We start from the raw sequence: 24,576 nt of genomic DNA on the forward strand, positions 1-24,576 counted from the left end.
GCTACACTGCCGCCATCGCATAGGGGAAACTTGCATGTACCGCTACGATTCCTGGGACCAAGCCCTGGTGCAGGCCCGCGTCGCCCAGTATCGCGACCAGCTGCGCCGTTTCCTTGCCGGCGAGCTCGGCGAGGACGAATTTCGCCCGCTGCGCCTGCAAAACGGCCTCTACGTCCAGCGCCATGCGCCCATGCTGCGCGTGGCCATCCCTTATGGGTTGCTGGAGGCGCGGCAGTTGCGGATGCTCGCCGACATCGCCCGCCGCTACGACCGCGGCTACGGTCACTTCACCACCCGGCAGAACCTCCAGTTCAACTGGATCCGGCTGGAGGATACGGCCGACATCCTCGAGCGTCTGGCCGAAGTGGGGCTGCACGCCATCCAGACTTCCGGCAACTGCATCCGCAACCTCACCACCGATCCGTTTGCCGGCGCGGCCCCGGATGAGCGCGTCGATCCGCGCCCCTGGTGCGAACTGATCCGCCAATGGTCGAGTTTCCACCCCGAGTTCGCCTTCCTGCCGCGCAAGTTCAAGATCGCCGTGCATGGGGCCGAGGAAGACCGCGTGCTCGTCCGGGCCCACGACATCGGCCTCGAACTCTTGCCGGGCGAAGATCCCCTCCTGCCGCGGGTGCGCGTCTTCGTGGGCGGCGGACTGGGACGCACGCCGATCCTGGGCAAGCTCCTCTACGACGAGGTGCCGGCCGAGGAACTCTTCACCGTGCTGGAAGCGATCCTGCACGTCTACAACCGCCATGGGCGGCGCGACAACCTCTACAAGGCGCGCATCAAGATCCTGGTGCAGGCGATCGGCGTCGACGCCTTTCGCGCCGAGGTCGATGCCTACCGCGCCGAACTCACGGCACGGGGCGAATCCCTGCTGCTCACGCGCGAGGAGATCGAACGCGTGGCAGCGCACTTCGACGATCTGCGCCGCGTACGGGCACGGCAAACCGAGCCGCCTGCCGTCGCCGCGCTCAGCGCGGACGAATGGCCTGCCTTCACGCGCTGGCGGCAGCGCAACGTGCACCTGCAGCGCCAGCCCGGCTACGCCCTCGTCGTGCTCACCACCAAGCGCGCCGCGAGCGCTCCGGGCGACGTCTCCGCCGAAGAAATGACAGCGATCGCCGACTGGGCCGAGCGCTACGGCGATGGCGAGATCCGCGTCACGCACGAGCAGAACCTGGCGCTCGCCTGGGTGCGCGAGGAGACGCTGCCGGGACTGTGGCGCGAAGCCCGCGCGCTCGGTTTCGGACATCCCAGTTTCCGCCTGGCGCACGATCTCATCTCCTGCCCCGGTGGCGACTACTGCGCCCTCGCCAACGCCCGCTCGATTCCGGTGGCGCAAGCGCTGCTCGCCGAGTTCGCCGAAGCGGAGCTGGAAGACATCGGGCCGCTGTCGATCAACGTCTCGGGCTGCATGAACGCTTGCGGCCACCATCACGTGGGGCATATCGGCGTGCTCGGGGTGGATAAGAACGGCGAGGAATGGTTCCAGGTGACGATCGGCGGGCGGCAGGGGAACGACACGCGGCTGGGTAAGGTGATCGGGCCGGCTTTCCGCGCCGAGGACATGCCGCGCGTGGCGCGCACCCTGGTCGAAACCTACCGCGCCCGACGCGCCCCGGGCGAGACCTTCCTCGACACGCTCGACCGCCTGGGCCCGGCGCCTTTCAAGGAGGCCGTCTATGCCGGTACCCCCGCCGCCCGTCACCCCGCGCTCCAGGAGGCCGCCGATGTGGAAGCTTGAGCTCGACGGTAGCGTCTCGGACTACCGCGCGGTGCTGGTATCGGCCTGGGAAGCCGCGCTCGACGAAGCGGACGCCGTGCTGGCACTCCCGGCCTGGCGCGAGGCGCTCGCCGCGGGCCGCTCGCCGCTGCCGCGGCGGGTGTGGCTCGCTCCGGAAGAAGAACCGATCCTCACGGCGGAAGAATGCGCCCGGCTCGGGGAGATCGTGCTGCCTTTTGCCAAATTCACCGACGGACGGGCCTTCAGCCAGGCCACGCGCCTGCGTCGGCGCGGCTGGCATGGCCGGCTCACCGCTTTCGGTGCCTTCCTGCTCGACCAGCTCGATTATCTTCGCCGCTGCGGTTTCGACGGCTTCGTTCCCGACCCGGCCCGCTACGACCGCGCCACCCTGGAGCGCGACGGTGCCCGGCTGCTGACCGTGTTCCCCGAACCCTATCAGGCGAGCGCCGCCGTGCCCGACCCGCTCTTTCGCCGCCGGGAGCGTGGACTTGCCGAGGACCGAACCCCATGAGCGATCCCACCCGCCCTTCGCTCGACGCGGCCGAACTCGCCGCGCTCGAGCAAAAAACCGAGGCTGCCATCGCCCTTCTCGAGCGCATCGCCCGCGAGCACGTCCCGGCGGTGCTCGCGAGCAGCCTCGGCGCCGAGGACATGGTGCTCACCGACCTCATCGCCCGCCACGCCCTCTCCATCGGCCTCTTCGTGCTCGACACCGGTCGGCTGCACGAGGAGACCTATGCCCTGATCGCCCGGGTGGAGGCGCACTACGGCCTGCGTCTGCAGCTCTTCGCCCCGCGGGCCGAGGAGGTGGAAGCCTTCGTCGCCCGATATGGCATCAACGGATTCTATGACTCGCTCGAAGCGCGCCGGGCCTGCTGTGCCGCCCGCAAAGTGCAGCCGCTCGCCCGGGCGCTCGCCGGCAAGCGCGCCTGGATCACGGGCATGCGCCGCGAGCAATCCCCCACCCGCAGCGACCTGCCGCAGGAGCAATGGGACGAAGCGCACGGGCTGGCAAAGTTCAACCCGCTCGCCGACTGGAGCGCGCGCGAAGTCTGGGCCTATCTGCGCCGCCATGCCGTGCCCTTCCACCCCCTGCACGAGCGTTTCTACCCCAGCATCGGCTGCGCCCCCTGCACCCGCGCCGTGGCCGTGGGCGAAGACCCGCGCGCCGGACGCTGGTGGTGGGAACATCCCGAACACAAGGAATGCGGCCTGCACCGCCGCCCCGTCCTCACCGGAGAGACCCGATGATCGCCCCCCGTACCCATCTCGACCGGCTCGAAGCCGAGGCCATCCACATCCTGCGCGAAGTGGCGGGGCAGTGCCAGAACCCCGCCCTGCTCTTCTCCGGTGGCAAGGATTCGGTCTGCCTGCTGCGGCTCGCCGAAAAAGCCTTCCGCCCCGGCCGTTTTCCCTTTCCCCTGCTGCACATCGACACCGGTCACAACTACCCCGAGGTGATCGCCTTCCGCGACCGGCGTGCCGCCGAGCTCGGCGAGCGGCTCATCGTGCGCTCGGTGGAAGACTCCATCGCCCGCGGCACGGTACGGCTCGCCCGGCCGGACGAGTCGCGCAACCGGCATCAGTCGGTGACCCTGCGCGAGGCGATCGAGGAGTTCGGTTTCGACTGTCTCATCGGCGGAGCACGCCGCGACGAAGAAAAGGCCCGCGCCAAGGAGCGCGTCTTCAGCGTGCGCGACGAGTTCGGTCAATGGGATCCGAAGAACCAGCGCCCGGAGCTCTGGCGCCTCTACAACGCCAAGGTTCCGCCGGGCGGGCACGTGCGCGCCTTCCCCATCAGCGACTGGACGGAACTGGACGTATGGCAGTACATCGCCCGCGAGGGACTGGAACTGCCCTCGATCTACTTCGCCCATCCCCGCCCCTGCGTGCGCCGCGGCAGCCTGCTCGCGCCGGTCACCGAGCTCACTCCGGCGCGCGAGGGTGAAGCGGTCGAAACCTTATGGGTGCGTTTTCGCACGGTGGGCGACATCACCTGCACCGCACCGGTGGAATCGCGCGCCCGCACGATCGAGGAAATCCTGCGCGAGACCGCCGCGACCACCGTCTCCGAGCGCGGCGCCACCCGGCTCGATGACCAGACGCACGAAGCAGCGATGGAACAACGCAAACGCGAGGGCTATTTCTGATGGATACCGTACTGCGCTTTCTCACCTGCGGCAGCGTCGATGACGGCAAGAGCACGCTCATCGGACGACTCCTCTACGACAGCCGGGCGCTGCTGGTCGACACCCTGGAAGGCATCGAGCGCACCAGCCGGCGCCGCGGTGCCACCGCCCCCGACCTCTCACTGGTCACCGACGGGCTGATCGCCGAGCGCGAACAGGGCATCACCATCGACGTCGCCTACCGCTACTTCCGCAGCGGCGCGCGCACCTTCATCATCGCCGACGCACCGGGCCACGAGCAATACACCCGCAACATGGTCACCGCCGCCTCCATCGCCCAGCTCGCCGTGCTGCTGGTCGACGTGCGTCAGGGACTCACGGCCCAGACCCGGCGCCACGCCCTGCTCGCCGATCTCGTCGGCATCCCGGCGCTAGCGATCGCGGTCAACAAAATGGATCTGGTCGACTACGACCCGGCCGCTTTCGAAGCGGTGGTCTACGCCTTCGAGGACTTCGCCGAAGCCAGCGGACTGCGCGCCCGGCGCCACTACATCCCCATGTCGGCGCTACTGGGCGACATGGTGGTCGAGCGCGGTGAGCACCTGCCGTGGTACCTGGGTCCGACGCTGCTGGAAGTGCTCGAACGCACCCCCGCCGGCCAGGGCGTGAGCGACCACCCCTTCCGTTTTCCCGTGCAATGGGTCTGCCGGCCGAGGAAAGCCACCGACCCCCGGCTGCACGATTACCGCGGCCTGGCGGGGCAGGTGGCAGCCGGCACGATCGCCGTGGGCGAAGAGATCGTCGTGCTGCCCTCCGGGCGCCGCAGCACCGTGACCGCCATCGAATTGGGCGGCGTGCCGCGCGAGCGCGCCGTCGCCGGCGATTCGGTCATGCTCCGGCTCGCCGACGATCTCGACGTCGGTCGGGGCGAAATGCTCGTGCGCGCCGACGAATCCGCGCCGGCGCTCACCCGCGGCGTGGAAGCCGACCTCGTCTGGCTCGACCCGGCCCCTCTCGCCCCCCGGCGCACCTACCTGCTGCGCCACACCACGCGCGAAGTGCAGGCGCGGGTGGAGACCATCGAATGGAACCTGGACGTGGCCACGCTCGAGCGCGAGCCGGCGCACGAACTCACCATGAACGACATCGCCCGGGTGCGCGTCAAGCTCGCCCAGCCGATCGCCGCCGACCCTTACGAGGTTCTGCGCGACACCGGCAGCTTCCTCCTCATCGACCCGGCCACTTGGGACACGGTGGCCGCGGGGATGATCCGCGGGACGCAGTGAGGCGCTAGCGCCGAGGTTCGGCACCGTCGCTGCCGGATTCCTCCGGCGGCGGCTGGAACGTTCCCCAATCGACGCCGGACGCAGCGGGACGGGGCAGCGCAGCGTGTACCCGTTCCCGTTCGCGATGCAGCCAGGCGCGCGCGAGCATCAGCGCCGAGAGAGGGGCCGTCAAAAAGAGGAAGAGGGTGATGAGCAGCTCATGGACCGACCACTCTGCGCGCACCCAGCCGAAATAAGCGATCGAAGCGAGCAACACCCCACCCACGCCCAGCGTCGTCGCCTTGGTCGGCGCATGCAGCCGCTGCATCGCCTGAGGCAGCCGCACCAACCCCCACGACCCCACGAGGCCAAAAAACGCGCCCACGAGCAACAAGGCCGCGATCAGCATGTCTGCCATCTCTCCCCCTCCTATTCGATGATGAGCCCACGCAGCACATAGCGGCAAAACGCCACCGTCGACACGAACCCGATCATGGCGAAAAAGAGCGCTGCCTCGAAGAACACCGCACTCCCTTGCCAGATGCTCCACGTGACGATGAGCGCGATCACGTTCACCATCATGGTGTCCAACGCCATCACCCGGTCGACCAGGTCCGGGCCGCGCCACAGACGCCACGCGCACAGCAGCACTCCCAACCCGAATGCCGCCAAGGCCACCAAAGCCGCCCATTCGATCATGCGTCGCCCTCCCCGAAAATCTTCATCACGCGTTCCTCGTAGCGCGACTTGATCCCCGCCACCGTCGCGTCCGGATCGTCCGTATGCAGGCAATGCACCAGCAGGGCCGAGCCGTCGGCGGCCAAATCGCAACTCACCGTGCCCGGCGTCATCGTGATCGTGCCCGCGAGCAGGGTGATCGCCTCGGGTCGATGCAGGCGCAGCGGCACGACGAGCCAGGTCGAGCGCAACGTCTCCGGCCGGCGCAGCAGTATCCAGCCGGCCACCTGTATGTTGGCTCTGACGATGTCCCACAACACGATCACCGCATAGACGATGGCCGTACGCCATGAATACACCCGCGGCAGATCCGGCCAGAACGGGCGCAGGAGCAAAGGAACCACCACGCCCAGGATCACGCCCATCAGCCACTGCCCGGCAGAGAAATCGTTTTGCAGGGCCACCCATACCAAGGTCAGCGCCAAGCTCACGGCTGGATGCGGCACCCAGCGGCGCCACTTCGATCGCATCCTCATCGGTACACCCCCGCTCCCATCACGGCCTGCACGTAAGCGCCCGGCTCGAGCAACGCCTGTGCCGCCTGCGTGAAATAAGCGAGCGCCGGCCCCGCGACGAGTGCCCAGACGACGGTCCCTGCCAGCAGCAAGGCGAGCGCAGCCACTCCACCCGCCGCCGGCCCGTGCGATGCCTGCCCTCCATCCTTCTGCGTCTTCCAGAACACCCGTGACCCTGCCCGCGACAACCCCAGCAGCAGCAGGAAAGACGCCATGAGCACGAACACCCAGCTCGCCGCCCCTTCGATCACGGTGACTGGAATGCTGCGCAACACGGCAAGCTTGCCGACGAAACCGGAAAGCGGCGGCAAGCCCACCGTAACGATCGCCACGAGAAAGAACAACCCACCGAGCAGCGCCCGTCCGCTAAATTCCCGGCCACCGACCAGCGCATCGCCTTCCTCGCGCCGCACCGAACGCACCAGGTCGGCGAGCACGAAGAGTGCGGCCCCAGCCAGCGTGGAATGGACCAGGTAGTAGAGCCCGGCGCCCAGCCGCGCCGCATCCGCCCCGGCCAGCCCCACGAAGAGCACGCCGATCGACGAGATGGAAGCAAAACCGGCGAGCACGCCCAGCGAGGGTGCGGCCAGAACGCCCAGCGCCCCAGCCAACAGAGTGAGCCAGGCGAGCGGCTCCAGCGCCGCGAGCGACGACCACCCCAAGCCGACGAGGGCAAAGCGCAGCAACGCATAAGCCCCGACTTTGGAGAGCAAGGCAAAGAGCGCCGCCGCCACTCCCGGCGCATACCCGTAGGCTCCCGGCAGCCAGAACTGCAAGGGCACCACCGCCGCTTTCAGCAAGAAAACGACGCACAGCAACGTTCCTCCAGCCATGAGGATGCCCCGATCGGAGGACGGAATCGTCGGCACTCGTTGTGCCAGATCGGCGAAATTGAGCGTACCGGCCGCGTTGTAGATGAGGGCGACGGCAAAGAGGAACAGGGACGAAGCGATGAGGTTGACCACCATGTACTGCAACGCATTCGTCAGTCGCGCCGCACCACCGCCGTGCACCATCAACCCGTAGGAAGCGATCAGCATCACCTCGAAGAAAACGAAGAGGTTGAAGAAATCCCCCGTGAGAAAGGCGCCGTAAATCCCCATCAGCTGAAACTGGAACAGCGGATGGAAGTGCCTTCCGCGTCGGTCCCAGGCGCAGACCGCGTGCAACAGCAACACCGCGCCGAGGATGGCGGTGAGCAGCACCATCGCCGCCGAGAGGCGATCGGCCACCAGCGCGATGCCATACGGCGCCGGCCAGTCGCCGAGTCGGTAGACGAGAATCTCTCCTTCTCCCGTCGCCGCGAACAGCAACAAGGCCACGACGAGTTGGGCTGCCGCAGCAATGAAAGAGAGCACGCGCGCCAGCACCAGATCCTGACGCGAGAGCGCCACCATCACCGCCGCGCTCAGTACCGGAATCAGGACGGGCAGAATCGGCAGATGCGCATTCACCGCTCGACCTCCACTCGATCGGTCACCGCCGGCACGTCGCTGCGCTCCACACCGGACTCGAAACGCGCCCGGATGGCCAGCACCACCAGGAGCGCCGTCATTCCGAAGGCAATGACGATGGCCGTGAGCACCAACGCCTGCGGCAGCGGATCGGCGAAGCGCGTCACCCCCTCAGCCCAGACCGGGGGAGCGCCGACGGTCAAGCGCCCGGCAACGAAGAGGAAGAGGTTGGTGGCGTAGGAGAGCAGGGATAGGCCCAGCACCACGGGAAAGACTTGTCGTAGGCAACACAGGTAAATCCCGGCAGCCGTCAGCGCTGCGATGAGCACGGCGAACAAAATTTCCATCTCACCCCTCCTTTTCCGATGGTTTCGGCCGAGCCGGGTCCATGGGCGTGCGGCTGGGCAGAAAACCCGCGAGCTGCCCCAAATGAGCCAATTGCACCAAAGCCAGCGTCACCGCCCCGAATACCGTCAGCAGCACCCCCAGATCGAACCCCATGGCGCTCGCCAACGGCACCGGTCCGATGCCTGGGATATGCACCTCGCCGTGGGCACTGCGTAGAAATGGCGCGCCCAAACCCATCGCCGCCATCCCGGTCGCCCCGGCCACGAGAAGCCCGGTGCCGATCCAGACGTGCGCATCGAGGCGCATGCGATGCATCGTCCATGACAGGCCACTGGCCATGTACTGGATCAAGAATGCAAGGGCCAAAAGCAAAGCGGCGATGAAGCCACCGCCAGGGGCATTGTGCCCGCGGAAAAAGATATAGAAAACGGCCATGAGCAGGAAAGGTAGCATCACCCGCGCCGTCACGGCAAACGGCAGCGGATGGCGCGTCGGGGACAAAGCGAACGGGAAACGCCAGGCGTGGAGATGCTCCCGTGCCACCCCCTCCTGCATGCCCTGCAAAAGCGCGTAGATCACCAAGGCGGCGATGCCCAGAACCGTAATTTCGCCGAACGTATCGTAACCGCGGAAATCGACGAGGATCACGTTGACCACGTTGCTCCCCCCCCCTTCCGATACCGAACGGCTCCAGAAGTAATCGGCCAGGTTAGGCCCGTCATTACGCATCATCACCCAGGCGAGCAAGCCCACCACCGCGCCGATGAGGATGGAGGCGGCCGCCGCACCCCGCGGCTTGGCCACGGGCTCGGTATCGTGCTGAGGAAGGAAGAACAGCATGAGCAGCAGCAAAACCGTCGTCACCGCCTCGACCGAAATCTGGGTGAGCGCCAGGTCCGGCGCCGAAGCATGCAGGAAAGCCAGCGAAACGACGAGCCCCACCGCCCCCGTGAGCAATACTGCTCGCAGCCGCTTGTGATGCCAGCGCACCACGAGACCGATCGCGGCGAGACCGACCCCGGCGAAGATCAGACCGAGGCCGTTCATGGGCGTCGGCGCACGCTGCGGCCGCCACCCCTCTCCCATGCCCCAACCGAGCGCGAGCGCGGCAAGGCTCACCACGGCGAGCAGCAGCACGTAGCGCCCCAGTACACCCGAGTGCACCCGGGCGATGAGGCGATGCGCCCCGCGCACCAGCCATTCCTGCGCCGAGAAGAACGCTCTACGCCCATCGAACGGCAAAGCCCAGGCAAGCACCCGGCCCGACAGCGCTCGATAGTGCCACACCATGGCCGCGCCGATGACGAAAGCCACGGCGGAGACCACGAGCGGCGCGCCGAACCCATGCCATAGCGCGAGTTCCGGCCACGGCGCGTGCGCGCCCACCGCCGCCGCGCTTGCCGCGGCGAGCAAGGGCTCGGCGAGGCTCGGCCACAGCCCCAACACCACCACTGCCACGACCAAAACCAAGGGAGGTCCCCACAGGAGTGCCGGCGGATCGTGTGGGATCCTCCCCTCCGGCAGGCGCAACGGCCCGAAGAAGAGCGCCGAAAAATACCGGAATGCATAAGCCGCGGAGAGGATCGCCGCCAAGCCGACGAGCCCCCACAACGGCCAACCGCCTCCCCAGCGCGCCGCCAGCACTTCGACGAGCATCGCCTCCTTGGAAACGAAACCATTCAACGGCGGCACACCGGCCATCGACAAGGCCGCCAGCGTCCCCAATCCCGCCGTCAGGGGCATGACCTTGGCCAGGCCCGAGAGGCGACGCAAATCGCGCAGGCCCGTTTCATGATCGACGATGCCCGTGTTCATGAAGAGCGCCGCCTTGAACGTCGCGTGCATCAGCACGTGCAGCATGGCCGCGAACACCGCCGTGGGCGTTCCCAAGCCCAGCAACATCGTCACCAGACCAAGATGGCTCACCGTCGAATATGCCAGCAGTGCCTTCAGGTCGTCCTTGAAGAGCGCGATCGTCGCACCCAGAAGCATCGTCGCCGCCCCGACCCCAGTCACCCAGACGACCCAGGCGTCGGTTTGACCGAACACCGGCCACACGCGCGCGAGCAGATACAACCCCGCCTTCACCATGGTGGCCGAATGCAGATAGGCCGAAACCGGCGTGGGCGCGGCCATCGCGTGCGGCAGCCAGAAGTGGAAGGGAAACTGCGCGCTCTTGGTAAAGGCGCCCAGCAGAATCAACGTAAGTATCGCCGGCGCCAAGGGCGAGGCGAGAATGAGCTCTTGCCGCGCCGCGAGTTCGGAGAGGCGATACGTACCGGCGACCTCTCCGAGTAGGATCAGGCCGGCGAGCAGCGCGAGCCCCCCTGCCCCGGTGATCGCCAGTGCAAGCCGTGCCCCGCGCCGTCCGTCGGGCAGATGACACCAAAATCCGATCAGGAGAAACGAAGAAAGGCTGGTGAGCTCCCAGAACACCGGCAACAGGAGCAGATTGTCGGCCAGCACCACCCCCAGCATCGCCCCTTGGAAAAGAAGGAGATACGCATAAAACGTCCCGATGGGTTCGTTGCCGGCAAGATAGCCGCGACTATAGATGAAAATCAGGATGCCGATCGCCAGGATCAGGGAAGCGAAGAAAAAACCCAGACCATCGATACGCAAAGCCCATTCCAGGCCGAGCGCGGGCACCCAAGGGACATACACTTCCTCTGGTACGCCGGAAAACACCGACGCCGCCTGCCCCCACAACAATAGGAGCGCCACCACACTCGGCGCCAGAGCCGCGAGCAGCGCTGGCGTGCGCCCTGCCCGTGCAAAGAGTGGCGGCAGGATCGCGCCCAGCAGCGGCAAAGCGACGATTGCACTTGCGCTCATTGCCTCCCTCCTCATTTCACGATACGAAAAATCGAGCTATACTATGCGCTCGATTCCGACGATCGACCCGATGATACAACATCCTCCTGCAGCCCCCGCCCCAACGCCCGCCGAGAACAAAAGTTCGATCCAAGTGATCGATCGGCTCGTCACTTTGCTCGACGTATTGGCACGGCATCCCGATTCGCTGCCGCTGAAGGTGCTCGCGAACCAAGCGGGGCTTCACCCCTCCACCGCGCACCGCATCCTTTCGGCCATGACGGCCGCCGGCTTCGTCGAACGGGTCGAAGGCGGGGCCTATCGCCTGGGCATTAGGCTGCTCGAGCTGGGCGCACTGGTCAAGGAACGCCTTTCCTTGCGCGAGGTCGCCCACCCGTGGCTACGGCAACTCCATCGCGCCACCGGCGAAAGCGTCAATCTGGGCATCCGCGACGGCGATCACATCGTCTATATCGAACGCACGAGCGGAGGGCGCTCTGCGGTTCGGGTGGTCCACATCGTCGGCTCCCGGGCGCCGCTACACACCACCGCCACCGGCAAGCTCTTCCTCGCCGAGGAGCCGCGAGCCGAGGTCGAGCGCTACGTCGCCCGCACGGGACTCGCCCCCATGACGCCGCGCTCGATCACCGATCCGATGCGGCTGTACGAGGAGCTCGAACGCGTGCGCCGTGAAGCGCTCGCCTACGACCTCGACGAGCAAGAAGTAGGGGTGCGCTGCATTGCAGCCGGCATCCGGGATGAAGATGGCACGCTCGTGGCAGGGCTTTCACTCTCCACGCCGACCGAGCGCTACGACCCGACACTGGCCGAGCCGATCCGGCAGACTGCGGAGGCGATCTCGCGCGCGCTCGGGCACGGCCCCCGCACGCGCGAACCCCTCGATGCGATCAGAGAAAAGGCGTTACCCTGACTCCGGAGCGCCCTGCGGGCGCCTCGAATGACCGGCTGCACGAGGCAGCGTCCCCCGGTGCTCGGATGCTCGCCCATCGATTCATGGATCGGGCATCGCGTGCGCCGGACGCGCGCTCCGGCAAACCGCACGATGGTTTCCGTGCTACGCCTCATTCGTGCTCAACCGCTGCGCGCTGCCAGCCTCGACCCGGCGACGGCGCCGCCCGCCTCCATCCAGCGTCGCAGCCGCTGCGCATCGGCCACGCGCGTGAGCTTGCCCTGACTGTTCATCAACACGATGATCACCGGCCGATCCGAGAGCTCGCTGAGCATCACCAGGCAGCGGCCAGCTTCACTGATGTAGCCCGTTTTCTGCAAAGAGATTCGCCAATCGTCGCGTCCCACCAAACGGTTGGTCGTGCCAAAGCTCACGCGCTGGCGGCCAACGAGCACCTCGGCCCGTTCCCTGGTGGAAAAATCGCGAATCAAAGGATACTCGTTCGCGGCGCGCACCATTTTCACCAGATCCTGCATGGAAGCCACGTTGTCGGGACTCAACCCCGCCGGATCGACGAAACGGGAATGATGCATCCCCAACATGCGCGCCTTGACGTTCATCGCTCGAAGAAACGCCGGGCGCCCACCGGGATAATGGCGTGACAGCGCCATGGCCGCGCGGTTCTCGGAAGCCATGAGCGCCAAGAGCAACGCCTCGCGGCGGGTGAGGCGAGCTCCGATCCGCAAACGCGAGCGGGTCCCTTTGATGGTATCGACGTCCTCCTTGCCGATGCTGATCTCCTCGTCGAGCGGCAGACGGCTCTCGAGCACCACCATGGCCGTCATCAACTTGGTGATCGAGGCGATCGGCATGGGTTCGGCCGGGTCGCCGCGCAGGGCGATGCGCTCGAGCGAGCGCGCATCCGCCACGAGGAAAGATTCGGACTTGAGCGGCGGCTCGGCCGCCTGCGCCCACGACACCACCAACAGGATCGCAAGGATCCCTCCCTGAACGAACCGGCGCAGCATGACACCCTCCCGACGCAGATCGAGCGACTGACGATCCGCCAAATATAACAGTTTGTGACGGAAGACGAGCCATTCGCCGGCATGAATACGCTGCCGGTCAGTATCCCCGTCATCGACTCGTGCGATAATTACGGCCTCGCCGCCGCCCGCGGGCCGCGACGCCACCGGCTTTTTTACTGCATCACCCGTGAGGAAGTCCATGACCGACAATCGTTTCCGCCGCATGGCGCTCGACTCGGCGCCTGCCTACGTGCGCCACGAAGGGCTCAAGCGCTGGGTGGCCGACATCGCCGAGCTCACCGAACCCGACCGCGTCCATTGGTGCGACGGCTCGCAGGAAGAATACGACCGCCTGTGCCAAGAGATGGTCGAATCCGGCACGCTGATCCGGCTCAACCCCGAGAAACGCCCCAATTCCTACCTCGCCTGGTCCGACCCCTCCGACGTCGCCCGCGTGGAAGACCGCACCTTCATCTGCACCCAGGACCCGGACGATGCCGGCCCCACCAACAACTGGGAAGATCCGGCGAAGATGCGCGCCACGCTCACGGGGCTTTTCCGGGGTTGCATGCACGGGCGCACGCTCTACGTCATCCCCTTCTCCATGGGGCCGCTGGGCAGCCCGATCGCGCACATCGGCGTGGAACTCTCCGACAGCCCCTACGTGGTGGCCAACATGCGCATCATGACGCGCATGGGCAAAGCCGTCTACGACGTGCTGGGCGAGAACGGTTTCTTCGTGCCGGCCGTGCATTCGGTGGGCGCGCCGCTCGCGCCGGGCCAAAAGGACGTGCGCTGGCCGTGCAACCACACCAAGTACATCGTGCACTTCCCCGAGACCCGCGAGATCTGGTCTTTCGGTTCGGGCTACGGCGGCAATGCACTGCTTGGCAAGAAGTGCTTCGCGCTGCGCATCGCCTCGACCATGGCGCGCGACGAGGGCTGGCTTGCCGAGCACATGCTCATTCTCGGCGTCGAATCCCCGCAGGGCGAGAAGACCTACGTGGCCGCCGCCTTCCCCTCGGCCTGCGGCAAGACCAACTTCGCCATGCTCATCCCGCCCAAGCGTTTCGACGGCTGGAAGGTCACCACGGTGGGCGACGACATCGCCTGGATCAAGCCCGGTCCCGACGGCAAGTTTCGTGCCATCAACCCCGAGGCGGGCTTCTTCGGCGTCGCACCCGGCACCGGCGTGAAGACCAACCCCAACGCCATGGCCACGCTGCACTCCAATGTGATCTTCACCAACGTCGCGCTCACCGACGACGGCGACGTGTGGTGGGAAGGCATGTGCGAGCCTCCGGCGCACTGCCTCGACTGGCAAGGGCGCGACTGGACGCCCGAAATCGCCCGCGAGACCGGGCGCAAGGCCGCGCACCCCAACGCCCGCTTCACCGCCCCCGCGAGCCAGTGCCCCTCGATCGACCCCGAATGGGAGAACCCCGAAGGCGTGCCCATCTCCGCCTTCATCTTCGGCGGGCGGCGCGCCACCACCGTGCCCCTCGTCTACGAAGCCTTCAACTGGGGCTATGGGGTGTACATGGCTGCGACCCTGGGGTCGGAGACCACGGCGGCGGCCACCGGCAAAGAGGGCGTGGTGCGCCGCGACCCCTTCGCCATGCTGCCTTTCTGCGGCTACCACATGGGCGACTACTTCAACCATTGGCTGCGCATGGGCCGCGTGGTCGAACATCCGCCGCGCATCTTCTGCGTGAACTGGTTCCGCCTGGACGAAAACGGCCGCTTCATGTGGCCCGGATTCGGCGAGAACATGCGCGTGCTCAAGTGGATCGTCGACCGCTGCCAAGGGCGAGTCGGCGCCAAGGAGACGCCGCTCGGCTGGATGCCGCGGTTCGAAGACATCGACTGGACGGGGCTCGACATCACCCGCGAAGAATTCGAGGCGCTCACCCGCGTCGACGTCGAGGCCTGGCGCAAAGAACTCTCCGAGCACAAGGAATGGTTCGACAAGCTCGGCGAGCGCCTGCCGCGCGAGCTGGTGCTCAAGCGCGAGCTCTTCGAACTGATGCTGCACGAAGACTGACCGACGAAGGAGCGCGGCGATGGCCCCGAGGTTCGCCGCCCGCATGGGCGCGATCACTCCGTTTCACGTGATGGAGCTGCTGCGCCGCGCCTCCGAGCTCGAACGCTCCGGCTGCGACGTGATCCACATGGAAGTGGGAGAGCCCGACTTTCCCACGCCCGAACCGGTGCTGGACGCGGCCCGGCGCTTCCTCGCGGCCGGGCGCGTGGCCTATACGCCGGCGCTGGGTCTGCCGGCGCTGCGCGAGGCGATCGCCGCCTTCTATGCCGAGCGATTGGGAGCCGACGTCGCCCCCGAGCGCATCGTCGTCACCGCGGGCGCCTCCGGCGCCCTGGTGCTGGCGCTGGGCATCACCACCGATCCCGGCGACGAGTGGCTGCTGCCCGACCCTTCCTACCCGTGCAACCGCCACCTCGTGCGCACCTTCGAGGGGCGGGTGCGGCTGCTGCCGGTGGGCCCTGAGACGGCCTTCCAGCCCACGGCGGCGATGATCGCCGCGGCCTGCGGGCCGCGCACCCGCGGCGTGATGCTCGCCTCGCCGGCCAATCCCACCGGCACCCTGCTCTCGCTCGAGGAGATCGAGGCGATCGCCGAGGCGGCCGCCGCACGCGGCGTGATCACGCTCGTCGACGAGATTTACCAGGGGCTCACGTACGGCGAGGAGATGCGTACCATCCTCTCGCGCCGGCACGACGTACTCGTCGTCAACAGTTTCTCCAAGTATTTCGGCATGACCGGCTGGCGCCTCGGCTGGCTGGTGCTACCCGATGCCGATTGGGTGCGCGAGGCGGAAAAGCTCGCCCAGCACCTCTTCATCTCGCCCTCAACGGTGGCCCAGCACGCGGCGCTCGCCGCTTTCCTGCCGCAGACCCGGGAAGAATTGGAACGGCGACGCCACGAGTTCGCCCAACGGCGTACGCTGCTGCTGCGCGGACTCGATACCCTGGGCCTGAACGTGCCGGCCGAACCCACCGGCGCCTTCTATGCCTACGCCGACGTCTCGGCCTTGGGAGAGACGGCCGATCGACTCGCGCAGCGATTCATCGAGGAAGCGCATGTGGCCGTCACGCCCGGGCGGGACTTCGGCGAGCATCGTGCCGAGCACTTTTTGCGCTTTGCCTATACCACCACCCAGGCGCGCATCGCCGCCGCCATCGAACGGCTGGCAAAGGTGCTACCCTGATCGCAACGACGGATGCACGCCTCGAATGAGCCGCCACGCGAGTGCCGGGCGAAGCGTTCCCTGGCGCGAACACCCCCTGGGCTCATCATCGTGAAGGATCGTGAGGCGTCGCACATCTCGCTCAGGACGACCCCAACCACTCTCTGCCCCGCTAGCAGGCGCGACGATTGACCTCGGCACACTGCAGCCGTCCGGCCGCGAAGTCAGCCCCGCTGCTGACGGTTGGCGATCTGCTCTAGACTGCGCTTCATCGACAAAACCCGCCGAGCATAGCGCCTATCGGGATCATCGATGGCCCCATTGTAGGCCTGCAAGGCGGTTTCCAGATCCCCATGCCGTTCGATGGCCTCCACCAAAACGTCGATGCCCACCATTACGTTGAGCACCGGATCGAACAACGCACGCGCATGCACTTCCCGATCGAGACGGGCGGCGATCTTGTCGCCGTGCCATTTCGGGATCACTTGCATCAAACCCTGAGCACCGGCAGCGCTTTCGGCGAAGGGGTTGAATCCGGATTCGATGGCGATGATCGCCACCACCAGCGTCGGATCGATCCCTCGCCGACGCGATTCTTCCTCGACGGCCAGAAAGAGCGGCGTGAGCATCCCGGAAGCCACCCGATACCGACGCGCCACATGATCACGCAGCCGACGCAACTCGGGGCTGAGCGCCTGAATCCCCAAATGGGCATGCACCGAATCTGCCGAGGACAAACCCGCCGAAGAAGGTTTGCGCGCCTCCACTTTCTGCTTGCCGCTCACCGCCGGGGCAGGGGTTTGCGGCTGTACTTCTGCGGCACGCTCGACCACGGCATCCATGGGGCTCGAGGCACGAAGCACGTCCACCCCCGAAGATTCCTCGCCGTCCTCGTCTTGCGACAAAGACAGGAACGCCGTGACCGAGGAAGGCATGGCCGCCACTCCTGCATCGGAGACCACAGCCAGACCCAAGATACCGAAACCGATGGCGAGCAACAACAGCACGGTGGACACCGTACGCCCTGGCGCCGTCTTGCGGGACGGCTCTAGCGAATCATCATGACGCCGTTCGTCGGTCATGACATCGACCTCCTTCTTGATTCGGATGCCTTCGCCTGGACGAGAGAAATTTCACCGCACACGCGGCAAAGGCGAAAGCGACCCCGAAAGCATACAGACCAGCCGGAACGCGGCTGAATTGAGCGACGGCAGCAAGGCCGCCGCAGAGAAAAGATGAGAAACGATCATTGAGGAATTCGAAGAATAGCGTAAAAAACTCGACAAGCCAAGGACTTGGCCCATCGAGATGCAAACTCCCCCCGACCCTGTTGCATTCTTACGACAGCGGTCGAGGAAGAAAACGCCCCGAAAAGAGACCGGCGATCCTCGAGCGCGCAGCGAGCGGCGCGGGCAAGGAAGACGCAAAACGATACCAATCGAAGAAAGGCCCGGGGTCGGTCTTACGACCCGGAGATATATGACAATGGCCTGCAATCGCGTCGATCCCGGGATATCTTCTTATCAATGCGGCAACGAGCGCCCCCGTTCGTTCGTACTGCGCCGGCGTGAAAGGCTGCCGATCGGAGCCTTCGAGTTCGATGCCCACGGAGAAATCGTTGCAGCGCTCCCGCCCTTCCCACCAGGAGAGGCCGGCATGCCAGGCACGGCGCTGCGGAGGAACGAATTCGATCGTTTCGCCGTCGCGCCGGATGAAGTAGTGTGCCGACACGCGCAGCCCCTCGAGCGATGCAAAGGAGGGATGAGTGGCCGGATCGAGGGTGTTGGTGAAGAGCCGCTCGACCGCATCGCCGCCGAAGACTTCCGGCGGCAGGCTGATCGCGTGCAGTACCACCAGGCGAATCACCGTCCCCGGCGGACGATCGTCGCAGTTGGGTGAGGCCACGCGCCGATCGACCCAGCGTTCGAGTTCCTCCACGACCATGTTCTCCAAACCGGTTCGTCCAGGGTCTCTATAATAGGCGGTTTCAGGTTCCGAACCCGTACCTATATGAGCACCCACTTCCTGCTCGGCGGCGCCCGCAGCGGCAAGAGCGCCCTGGCGCAACGGCTGGCCGAAGACAGCGGTCTGCCGGTGACGGTGATCGTCACGGGCGAAGCCCGCGATGGCGAAATGGCCGAGCGCATCGCCCGCCATCGGCAGGAGCGCCCCGCCCATTGGCTGACGGTGGAGACCCCCTTCGCGCTCGCCGCCGCCCTGCGCGCCCATGCCGCCCCCGATCGCTTCGTCCTCGTCGATTGCCTCACGCTGTGGCTGTCGAACTGGCTGCTCGCCTGCCTCGACGAACCGCCGCGCCGAACGCCGACCGAATTCGCCGCCGAGCGCGCGGCGCTGCTCGAACTCGTGGCCGATCCGCCCGGTCCGCTCGTCTTGGTCGCCAACGAAGTCGGCCTGGGGCTGGTGCCCGATACTTCGCTCGGGCGGCGTTTTCGCGACGAGGCCGGGCGGCTCAATCAAGACGTCGCCGCGCGTGCCGCTGCCGTGAGCCTCGTCGTTGCCGGCCTGCCGCTGCAGCTCAAATGAGCGTTCATGCACGGCGCACGGCGTTTCCCCCGCGATCGCGTTTGCGTACAATGCGGGCTTTCGCCCACGATCTTTCCGCCCCATGCTCGAATTCTCCCTCACACCGACGCACGATCCGGAACTCACCGCCCGGCTGCAGCGCGCCATCGACGACAAGACCAAGCCGCGTGGTGCGCTGGGGCGGCTCGAGACCACGGCGCTGCGTTTGGGTCTCATCCAACGCCGCCTCGATCCCCGCCTGGAACGCCCGCAGGCGCTCGTCTTCGCCGCCGATCACGGCGCCACGCACCGGCCCGGCATCTCGGCCTTCCCGCGCGAAGTCACCTGGCAGATGGTGGAAAACTTCCTCGCCGGCGGGGCGGCGATCAACGTCTTCTGCCGGCAGCACGGCATCCCGCTCGCCGTGGTCGACGCCGGTGTGGATCACGTGTTCGCGCCGCACCCCGGCCTGATCGACGCCAAACTCGCTTTCGGCAGCAACGACTATCTCCAGGCGCCGGCGCTCGGCCGGGAATTGGCCGTGCGTTGCCTCGCCACCGGCGCCGAGCTGGTGCGCCGCCTGGCACCCGAGACCGACTGCTTGTTGCTGGGCGAGATGGGCATCGGCAACACGGCCTCCGCCACCCTGCTCACCCACTGCTTCACCGGCGCCCCGCTCGCGGCGATCACCGGTCGTGGCACGGGGCTCGACGACGAGGGACTGGCGAAGAAACGCCAGCTGCTCGAGACGGCGCTCGCGCGCGGCGGCGTACCCGCCGATCCGATCGAAATACTCGCCGAATACGGCGGACTCGAGATCGGCCAGATCGCCGGGGCGATGCTCGCCGCGGCCGAACGCCGTCTCGTCATCCTCGTCGACGGCTTCATCGTCACCGCCGCGCTCCTCGTCGCCCATGCCCTGGAACCGGCCGTGCTCGACTACTGCATCTTCTCGCACCGCTCGCAGGAGCCGGGGCACCGCCTGCAGCTCGCACACCTCGGCGCCGAAGCGCTCCTCGAACTCGACCTGCGCCTGGGCGAGGGTACCGGCGCGGCGCTCGCCTATCCGCTCGTCGTCTCCGCCGCCGCCTTCCTGCGCGAGATGGCCAGTTTCTCCGCGGCCGGCGTGGCCTCGGGCAGCTGAAGCGGTGGCACGACCACGCCTGCGCGCTCCACCATGATCCGTACCCTTTTCTGGCGGTTCGTCGCGGCGCTGCAGTTCTTCACCCGGCTGCCGCTGCCGCGCGACTTGCCCCAAGTACCGTTCCATCAGAGCGGTGCCATCGGCTTTTTCCCCTGGGCGGGACTCGTCGTCGGTCTCCTCGAGGCCGCGGTGTTGTCGTTGGCGCTCTGGCTGTGGCCGCCGACCGTCGCCGCGGTGCTCGCCGTGGCGTTCGTGGTCCTGCTCACCGGGGCCATGCACGAGGATGGCCTGAGCGATGCCGTCGACGGCTTCGGTGCCGGCTGGGATAGAATGCACATCCTCGCCATCATGAAGGACGCACGGCTGGGCAATTACGGGGCCACCGCCCTCATCCTGGCACTGGGGGCACGGGTGGCGCTCACCGCCGCGCTCGCCAGCGAGCTCGGAGCGGGATCGCTGTTCGCTGCGCTCATGGCGGCGCATGCGGTCTCGCGCGGCGCCGTACTATTCCCCATGCTGGTGTTGCCCTATGCGCGCGCCGAAGACGCCACGAGCCGCGCCAAACCGCTGGTTGAAGGGCTGGACCATGCGGCGAAGCTCGCCGCCACGGCCGGGGTACTCGCGCCGCTCGCCTGTCTCCCGCCGCCGGTCGCGCTCGCGGGGCTCGTCGCCGCCGCGGCCGCCGCCGCCGCATGGACCCGGCTGTGCGCCCGCCGGCTGGGCGGCTACACCGGCGACGTGCTCGGTGCCGTCCAACAAACGGGCGAAATCACCTTTTTGCTAGGAATCTTGGCTGCATGGAAATTCATCTGATCCGACATCCGCGCGTGGCCGTCGACCCGGGCTTGTGCTACGGCCACAGCGACGTGCCGCTCGCCGAACCCGCCGAAGAGGCCGCCGAGCGCCTGTTCCCGTGGCTGCCCGAGCGCTTTCGCCTCTTCTCCAGCCCCTCGAGCCGGGCGCTTGCACTCGCCCAGGCTCTGGGACAGCCCATCCTCGACGAGCGCCTCAAGGAAATGCACTTCGGCCAATGGGAGCTGCAGCCGTTCGAGTCGCTGGGCGAAGCCCTGGAACTCTGGGCGAAAAATCCCTTCGGTTTTCAGCCGCCGGGGGGTGAGTCGGCCGCCGAAATGGCCATGCGCGTGCTCGAATGGTGGCAGGAAACGCGCGAACGCCACCAGGACGAGGAAGCGATCGTGATTGTCGCCCACGGTGGCCCCTTGCGCGTGCTCGCCGGGCATCTGCTCGGGCTGCCGCGCGAGCGTTGGCTCGCCCTCGACTTCGGTTGCGCCCAAGCCACGCGCATCGACCTCGAGCCCTGGGGGAGCATGCTGCGGTGGTTCAATCGAACATGAGTCGACGTCTAACCGTAGTGCAGATGCTGCCAGCGCTACAGGCTGGAGGTGTGGAACGCGGCACGCTCGAGATCGCTCAGGCGCTCGTCGAAGCCGGGCACCGCTCCATCGTCATTTCCGGGGGCGGGAGGCTCGTCGAGCCACTCGTACGCGGCGGCAGCGAGCACTTCACCTGGGACGTGGGACGAAAATCGCCTTGGACGCTGCTGCGCTACGTGCGGCGGCTTAGAGCGCTGCTGTGCGCCGAACGCGTCGATATCCTACACCTGCGCTCGCGCATGCCCGCCTGGGTGGGCTATCTGGCCTGGCGAGGGATGCGCCCGGAGGAACGCCCTCGATTGGTGACCACTGTCCATGGTTTTTATCGCGTCGGACGCTACAGCGCCGTGATGACCCGGGGCGAGGCGGTGATCGCGGTCTCGAACAGCATCCGCGACTACCTGCTGCAGCACTACCCGGACGTACCGCCCGAGCGCATCCACGTCATCCCCCGTGGCATTGACCCCGCGCACTACCCCCGTGGCTACCAGCCGTCCGCGGAGTGGTTTGCACACTGGTACGAGCAATTCCCGCAGACGCAAGGCAAGCGCTGGCTCACGCTGCCGGCGCGGCTCACGCGCTGGAAAGGACAGGAAACCTTCCTCGAACTCCTCGCCACCTTGCGCGACCGATTTCAGGACATCCATGGTCTGCTGGTTGGTGGCTGGGACGAACGGCGCGCCGGCTACGTCGATGAGCTAAGGCATCGCATCACCTCGCATGGGCTTGCTGAGCACGTCACGCTCACCGGCCACCGCGCCGACCTGCGTGAGATCCTGGCCGCTTCGACCCTTGTCTATTCACTTTCGCACGATCCCGAAGCCTTTGGTCGCACCACGCTCGAAGCCCTCGCGCTCGGGCGCCCCGTGATCGGCTATGCCCATGGGGGTGTGGCCGAGCAGCTCGCGACGATGTTCCCCGAAGGCGCCGTGCCACCAAACGATATGGCACGACTGCTCGAAACCACCTTATCCTTCCTGACTGCACCCCGCTACCCCTCATCGCCGCTGCCGTTCGCATTTCATTTATCAACGATGCAAGAACGGACGCTGGCAACCTACTTCTCTTTGATTGGAGAATGTGCGAAATGATTTTTAGCAAATCGCTTTCGTCCTGTCCACTCTCGTGGATGCAACGTTTGGCTTTCGTTCTGTCATTCGGCATTTTGGGTTTTCAAATGTTGCCTGGAGGAGCGCGTCTTCCCAGCCTTCTCCTTGGATTAATCGGCATCTGGGCAGTCAAGACTAAACACCTAGATTTAGATCACCCTCCCGTCCGACGCATCACGTGGTTACTCCTCGGTCTAGCATTCTTAGTTGCCGCCTCAGCAGTTAGCTCATTCGATCAAAAAAGCTCTTGGATATACTCAATCGGGATTGCTTGTTTTTGCCTCGTCGCCTATGGTATTCTTTACGGATTAAAACCGCCCGGTGCCCTACATTGGCTAGACCGCGGACTCCAATGGTTGTTTGCCTTTTTACTGTGCGACGCCATTGTTCAGTTCAGCCTGGGAGTCGATCTTTTCGGAGTCCCTTATGATCCCAGTTTTGAAGAGGGCCGACTGCTTGGTCCATTTAAAGACAACCTCCATCTATCGCTGTTTCTGGCCATTCTCGCGCCCATCTCCCTATGGCATTGGAGTAGAGCGCATCCTTGGTTGGGTTTGGCCGTATTTACCCTAACCGGCTGGATCGTCATGTTGAGTGGAGCCCGCAGTGCGCTCGTACTGCTTGCGTTAGGTGGCGTACCGCTTTTCTGGCGACTTGATCGGCGGCACAAATTCCTCTTTCTGGCCTCGCTGATGGCTTCACTCGCTGCCGCCTATACAACCAACACTCTGGTTCAGAAAAAAGTTTCCCAAACGATCACTCCGCTCGTCCAGCTATCCTCAGAATCCCCGGAGATCTGGTTCACAACGCTCGATTCGATGTTAACGTATCGCCTAACAATCTGGGAAACTGCTGGTCGAATGGTGCTCGATCGACCGTTCTTCGGTGTCGGCGCCAAGGCATTCGGCACTGCCTATCCCCATTACAGCCATCGCCCTGAAGATCCTTTTCGCGATCCATCAACCCCTGTCTATCACGCCCACAATATGTACGTCGCAATTACAGCTGAAATGGGTCTCGTCGGACTAGCAGGATTTCTTACCGGCATTGGAGTGATGATTCGCTGGTATCATCGGGCCTCGTCGGCGGGACGCCGCGCCGCCCAGCCCTATGCAGCGGCACTCGGTGCGCTCGCATTCCCTTTCCAATCCCAGCCGGTGCTACTGACGGTGTGGTGGTTCCCGGTCGTACTGCTGCTCGTCTGCGCTTATTTGCGGGCACTCGACATCGGGGAAAAACCGGCGTAGAGCTTCGCTGAGACGTTGCGCGATCACCGTTTCCCCGGCTATCTCCCGAAAAAACGCAGCGTTCGCCTCCCCTTGGGCAACGAGCGCATCCCGGTCAACAGCAAGCCGTGCCACGGTTTCCGCAAGTGCCCGTGGATCTTCTGGTGGCACCACATGTACGCCACTTGGCCAATGCGCATCAATCAGCGCTGTCTCCCGCGTCACGAGTGGTCGACCGCAGGCGAGCGCCTGATAAACTTTGTTCGGAATCACGCGTCCGGCCTTGTCACTGCCGCCGAAGATTCCTAGCGCCAGATCAGCCTGACGAATCCGCTCGCCCAACGTCTCGTAGGGATACCAATCCTCTAAACGCAGGTTTGCCAAACCTGCAGCACGTCGTTCGCACTCGGCGCGCAGCGGACCAGCACCGAGCAACACCCAATCAAGTGGTAGTTCTTGCGTAAGGCGCGCAGCCTCGACAATCACCTGAGGACCTTGTAATCCGATGAAGCTACCCCAGAAGAGCGCTTCCAGCCGCCCCTTTGCCGGATTCCAGGGTGCGGGATGGAAGATCGTTTCTTCGGCACCCACCGGAATCACGGCCAGTCTTTCCTCCGGTAGCGCAAAAGTTTCAGCAAAATAGCGGGCGTGCAATACCGTATCAGCCACTACCAAATCCGCCGTAACAAACAATTCAGCCTCCCAGGAACGCAACGCTGCGGCCTTAGGATTCGACGGAGAAAATTTCCCACGCTCATTTACTTTTTTGTCATAAGAAGAAATCAGAGGATCGAATATCAGCGGTACCCGAGCACGATTGGCCCAGCGTCGCGCCGCTGCGACGTCGCGCTGACGAAAGCTCGGCACCCATACCAGATCGACAGGGCCGAGCACGCGCAAACGTGCTTCCAAATCACCGAGAGGAGAAAAACGGGGACGAAAATCCTGGACAATCCAGCCGAGCCGTCGAAACGCTGCACGCATGATGCGGTTTCGGGAGTATGCAGGATCTCCGCGTCCCCA

Annotated in this window: 24 protein-coding genes; 14 read left to right on the forward strand and 10 right to left on the reverse strand. The window is 65.7% G+C overall.

The window, feature by feature from the left end; translation table 11 throughout:
* The first annotated feature begins 34 nt into the window (after positions 1-34).
* From EPD81_RS02565 to EPD81_RS02585, 5 genes are read left to right on the forward strand one after another with little or no spacing between them, the layout of a single operon-like run.
* Positions 35-1,750, forward strand: a complete 1,716-nt coding sequence (locus EPD81_RS02565; protein WP_142803848.1) for a nitrite/sulfite reductase — start codon at positions 35-37, stop codon at positions 1,748-1,750.
* Positions 1,737-2,261 carry a DUF934 domain-containing protein gene (locus EPD81_RS02570; RefSeq protein ID WP_185955324.1) on the forward strand — a complete coding sequence of 175 codons (525 nt, stop codon included), beginning with the start codon at positions 1,737-1,739 and terminating at the stop codon, positions 2,259-2,261. The genes EPD81_RS02565 and EPD81_RS02570 overlap by 14 nt, the downstream gene beginning before the upstream one ends.
* Positions 2,258-3,001, forward strand: coding sequence for a phosphoadenylyl-sulfate reductase (locus tag EPD81_RS02575; protein WP_142803850.1), 744 nt, complete (start codon positions 2,258-2,260; stop codon positions 2,999-3,001). The genes EPD81_RS02570 and EPD81_RS02575 overlap by 4 nt, the downstream gene beginning before the upstream one ends.
* On the forward strand, positions 2,998-3,900 hold the full coding sequence (gene cysD / locus EPD81_RS02580; protein ID WP_142803851.1) for a sulfate adenylyltransferase subunit CysD: 903 nt from the start codon (positions 2,998-3,000) through the stop codon (positions 3,898-3,900). The genes EPD81_RS02575 and cysD overlap by 4 nt, the downstream gene beginning before the upstream one ends.
* A complete protein-coding gene (locus EPD81_RS02585) occupies positions 3,900-5,165 on the forward strand; it encodes a sulfate adenylyltransferase subunit 1 (protein WP_142803852.1) in 1,266 nt (421 codons plus the stop codon). The genes cysD and EPD81_RS02585 overlap by 1 nt, the downstream gene beginning before the upstream one ends.
* Before the next feature lie 4 nt (positions 5,166-5,169).
* Here the strand turns inward: EPD81_RS02585 and EPD81_RS02590 are convergent, their stop codons facing one another.
* From EPD81_RS02590 to mbhE, 6 genes are read right to left on the reverse strand one after another with little or no spacing between them, the layout of a single operon-like run.
* A complete protein-coding gene (locus EPD81_RS02590; protein WP_142803853.1) occupies positions 5,170-5,562 on the reverse strand; it encodes a Na+/H+ antiporter subunit G in 393 nt (130 codons plus the stop codon).
* Positions 5,563-5,573: 11 nt separating this feature from the next.
* Entirely contained in the window at positions 5,574-5,843 is a 270-nt protein-coding gene (locus tag EPD81_RS02595) for a K+/H+ antiporter subunit F (protein WP_142803854.1), read from the reverse strand.
* The gene (locus EPD81_RS02600; RefSeq protein ID WP_206673344.1) at positions 5,840-6,358 is read right to left on the reverse strand and encodes a Na+/H+ antiporter subunit E; all 519 of its coding nucleotides are present in this window, start codon (positions 6,356-6,358) and stop codon (positions 5,840-5,842) included. The genes EPD81_RS02595 and EPD81_RS02600 overlap by 4 nt, the downstream gene beginning before the upstream one ends.
* Positions 6,355-7,851: a monovalent cation/H+ antiporter subunit D gene (locus EPD81_RS02605; protein ID WP_185955325.1), complete on the reverse strand. Its 1,497-nt coding sequence runs from the start codon at positions 7,849-7,851 to the stop codon at positions 6,355-6,357. Before EPD81_RS02605 ends, EPD81_RS02600 begins: the two co-directional genes overlap by 4 nt.
* A complete protein-coding gene (locus EPD81_RS02610) occupies positions 7,848-8,198 on the reverse strand; it encodes a Na+/H+ antiporter subunit C (protein WP_142803855.1) in 351 nt (116 codons plus the stop codon). Before EPD81_RS02610 ends, EPD81_RS02605 begins: the two co-directional genes overlap by 4 nt.
* Position 8,199: 1 nt before the next feature.
* The gene (mbhE, locus tag EPD81_RS02615; protein ID WP_142803856.1) at positions 8,200-11,034 is read right to left on the reverse strand and encodes a hydrogen gas-evolving membrane-bound hydrogenase subunit E; all 2,835 of its coding nucleotides are present in this window, start codon (positions 11,032-11,034) and stop codon (positions 8,200-8,202) included.
* A 70-nt stretch (positions 11,035-11,104) separates the two neighbouring features.
* Between mbhE and EPD81_RS02620 the strand changes: the two genes are divergently transcribed.
* Positions 11,105-11,944: an IclR family transcriptional regulator gene (locus EPD81_RS02620; protein WP_142803857.1), complete on the forward strand. Its 840-nt coding sequence runs from the start codon at positions 11,105-11,107 to the stop codon at positions 11,942-11,944.
* A 161-nt stretch (positions 11,945-12,105) separates the two neighbouring features.
* On the opposite strand, the gene pbpG is transcribed toward EPD81_RS02620, so the two are convergent.
* Complete coding sequence (gene pbpG / locus EPD81_RS02625) at positions 12,106-13,152, reverse strand: D-alanyl-D-alanine endopeptidase (protein ID WP_221929172.1); 1,047 nt, start codon at positions 13,150-13,152, stop codon at positions 12,106-12,108.
* Here pbpG and EPD81_RS02630 point away from each other — a divergent pair.
* Both EPD81_RS02630 and EPD81_RS02635 read left to right on the forward strand, forming a co-directional pair.
* Positions 13,151-14,995, forward strand: a complete 1,845-nt coding sequence (locus EPD81_RS02630; protein ID WP_185955326.1) for a phosphoenolpyruvate carboxykinase (GTP) — start codon at positions 13,151-13,153, stop codon at positions 14,993-14,995. The genes pbpG and EPD81_RS02630 overlap by 2 nt on opposite strands.
* 19 nt (positions 14,996-15,014) lie before the next feature.
* Complete coding sequence (locus tag EPD81_RS02635) at positions 15,015-16,178, forward strand: pyridoxal phosphate-dependent aminotransferase (RefSeq protein WP_142803858.1); 1,164 nt, start codon at positions 15,015-15,017, stop codon at positions 16,176-16,178.
* Between the two features lie 203 nt (positions 16,179-16,381).
* On the opposite strand, the gene EPD81_RS02640 is transcribed toward EPD81_RS02635, so the two are convergent.
* Entirely contained in the window at positions 16,382-17,239 is an 858-nt protein-coding gene (locus tag EPD81_RS02640; RefSeq protein WP_142803859.1) for a lytic transglycosylase domain-containing protein, read from the reverse strand.
* A gap of 256 nt (positions 17,240-17,495) precedes the next feature.
* Positions 17,496-18,101, reverse strand: a complete 606-nt coding sequence (gene ampD, locus EPD81_RS02645) for a 1,6-anhydro-N-acetylmuramyl-L-alanine amidase AmpD (RefSeq protein WP_142803860.1) — start codon at positions 18,099-18,101, stop codon at positions 17,496-17,498.
* Positions 18,102-18,167: 66 nt separating this feature from the next.
* Here ampD and cobU point away from each other — a divergent pair, with 66 nt between their 5' ends.
* From cobU to EPD81_RS02675, 6 genes are all read left to right on the forward strand, one after another.
* A complete protein-coding gene (gene cobU / locus EPD81_RS02650; RefSeq protein WP_142803861.1) occupies positions 18,168-18,701 on the forward strand; it encodes a bifunctional adenosylcobinamide kinase/adenosylcobinamide-phosphate guanylyltransferase in 534 nt (177 codons plus the stop codon).
* An 82-nt stretch (positions 18,702-18,783) separates the two neighbouring features.
* The gene (cobT, locus tag EPD81_RS02655; RefSeq protein ID WP_142803862.1) at positions 18,784-19,824 is read left to right on the forward strand and encodes a nicotinate-nucleotide--dimethylbenzimidazole phosphoribosyltransferase; all 1,041 of its coding nucleotides are present in this window, start codon (positions 18,784-18,786) and stop codon (positions 19,822-19,824) included.
* Positions 19,825-19,857: 33 nt separating this feature from the next.
* Positions 19,858-20,637, forward strand: coding sequence for an adenosylcobinamide-GDP ribazoletransferase (locus tag EPD81_RS02660; protein ID WP_142803863.1), 780 nt, complete (start codon positions 19,858-19,860; stop codon positions 20,635-20,637).
* The gene (locus tag EPD81_RS02665; protein WP_142803864.1) at positions 20,622-21,179 is read left to right on the forward strand and encodes a histidine phosphatase family protein; all 558 of its coding nucleotides are present in this window, start codon (positions 20,622-20,624) and stop codon (positions 21,177-21,179) included. Before EPD81_RS02660 ends, EPD81_RS02665 begins: the two co-directional genes overlap by 16 nt.
* On the forward strand, positions 21,176-22,309 hold the full coding sequence (locus EPD81_RS02670) for a glycosyltransferase family 4 protein (RefSeq protein WP_142803865.1): 1,134 nt from the start codon (positions 21,176-21,178) through the stop codon (positions 22,307-22,309). The genes EPD81_RS02665 and EPD81_RS02670 overlap by 4 nt, the downstream gene beginning before the upstream one ends.
* Positions 22,306-23,574, forward strand: a complete 1,269-nt coding sequence (locus EPD81_RS02675) for an O-antigen ligase (protein WP_185955327.1) — start codon at positions 22,306-22,308, stop codon at positions 23,572-23,574. Before EPD81_RS02670 ends, EPD81_RS02675 begins: the two co-directional genes overlap by 4 nt.
* Here the strand turns inward: EPD81_RS02675 and EPD81_RS02680 are convergent.
* Positions 23,488-24,537 (reverse strand): glycosyltransferase, encoded by a 1,050-nt coding sequence (locus EPD81_RS02680; RefSeq protein WP_185955328.1) that lies wholly within the window; start codon positions 24,535-24,537, stop codon positions 23,488-23,490. The genes EPD81_RS02675 and EPD81_RS02680 overlap by 87 nt on opposite strands.
* Positions 24,538-24,576: the final 39 nt, after the last annotated feature.

Source organism: Tepidiphilus sp. J10 (genome assembly GCF_006980785.1).
Lineage (GTDB): Bacteria > Pseudomonadota > Gammaproteobacteria > Burkholderiales > Rhodocyclaceae > Tepidiphilus > Tepidiphilus olei.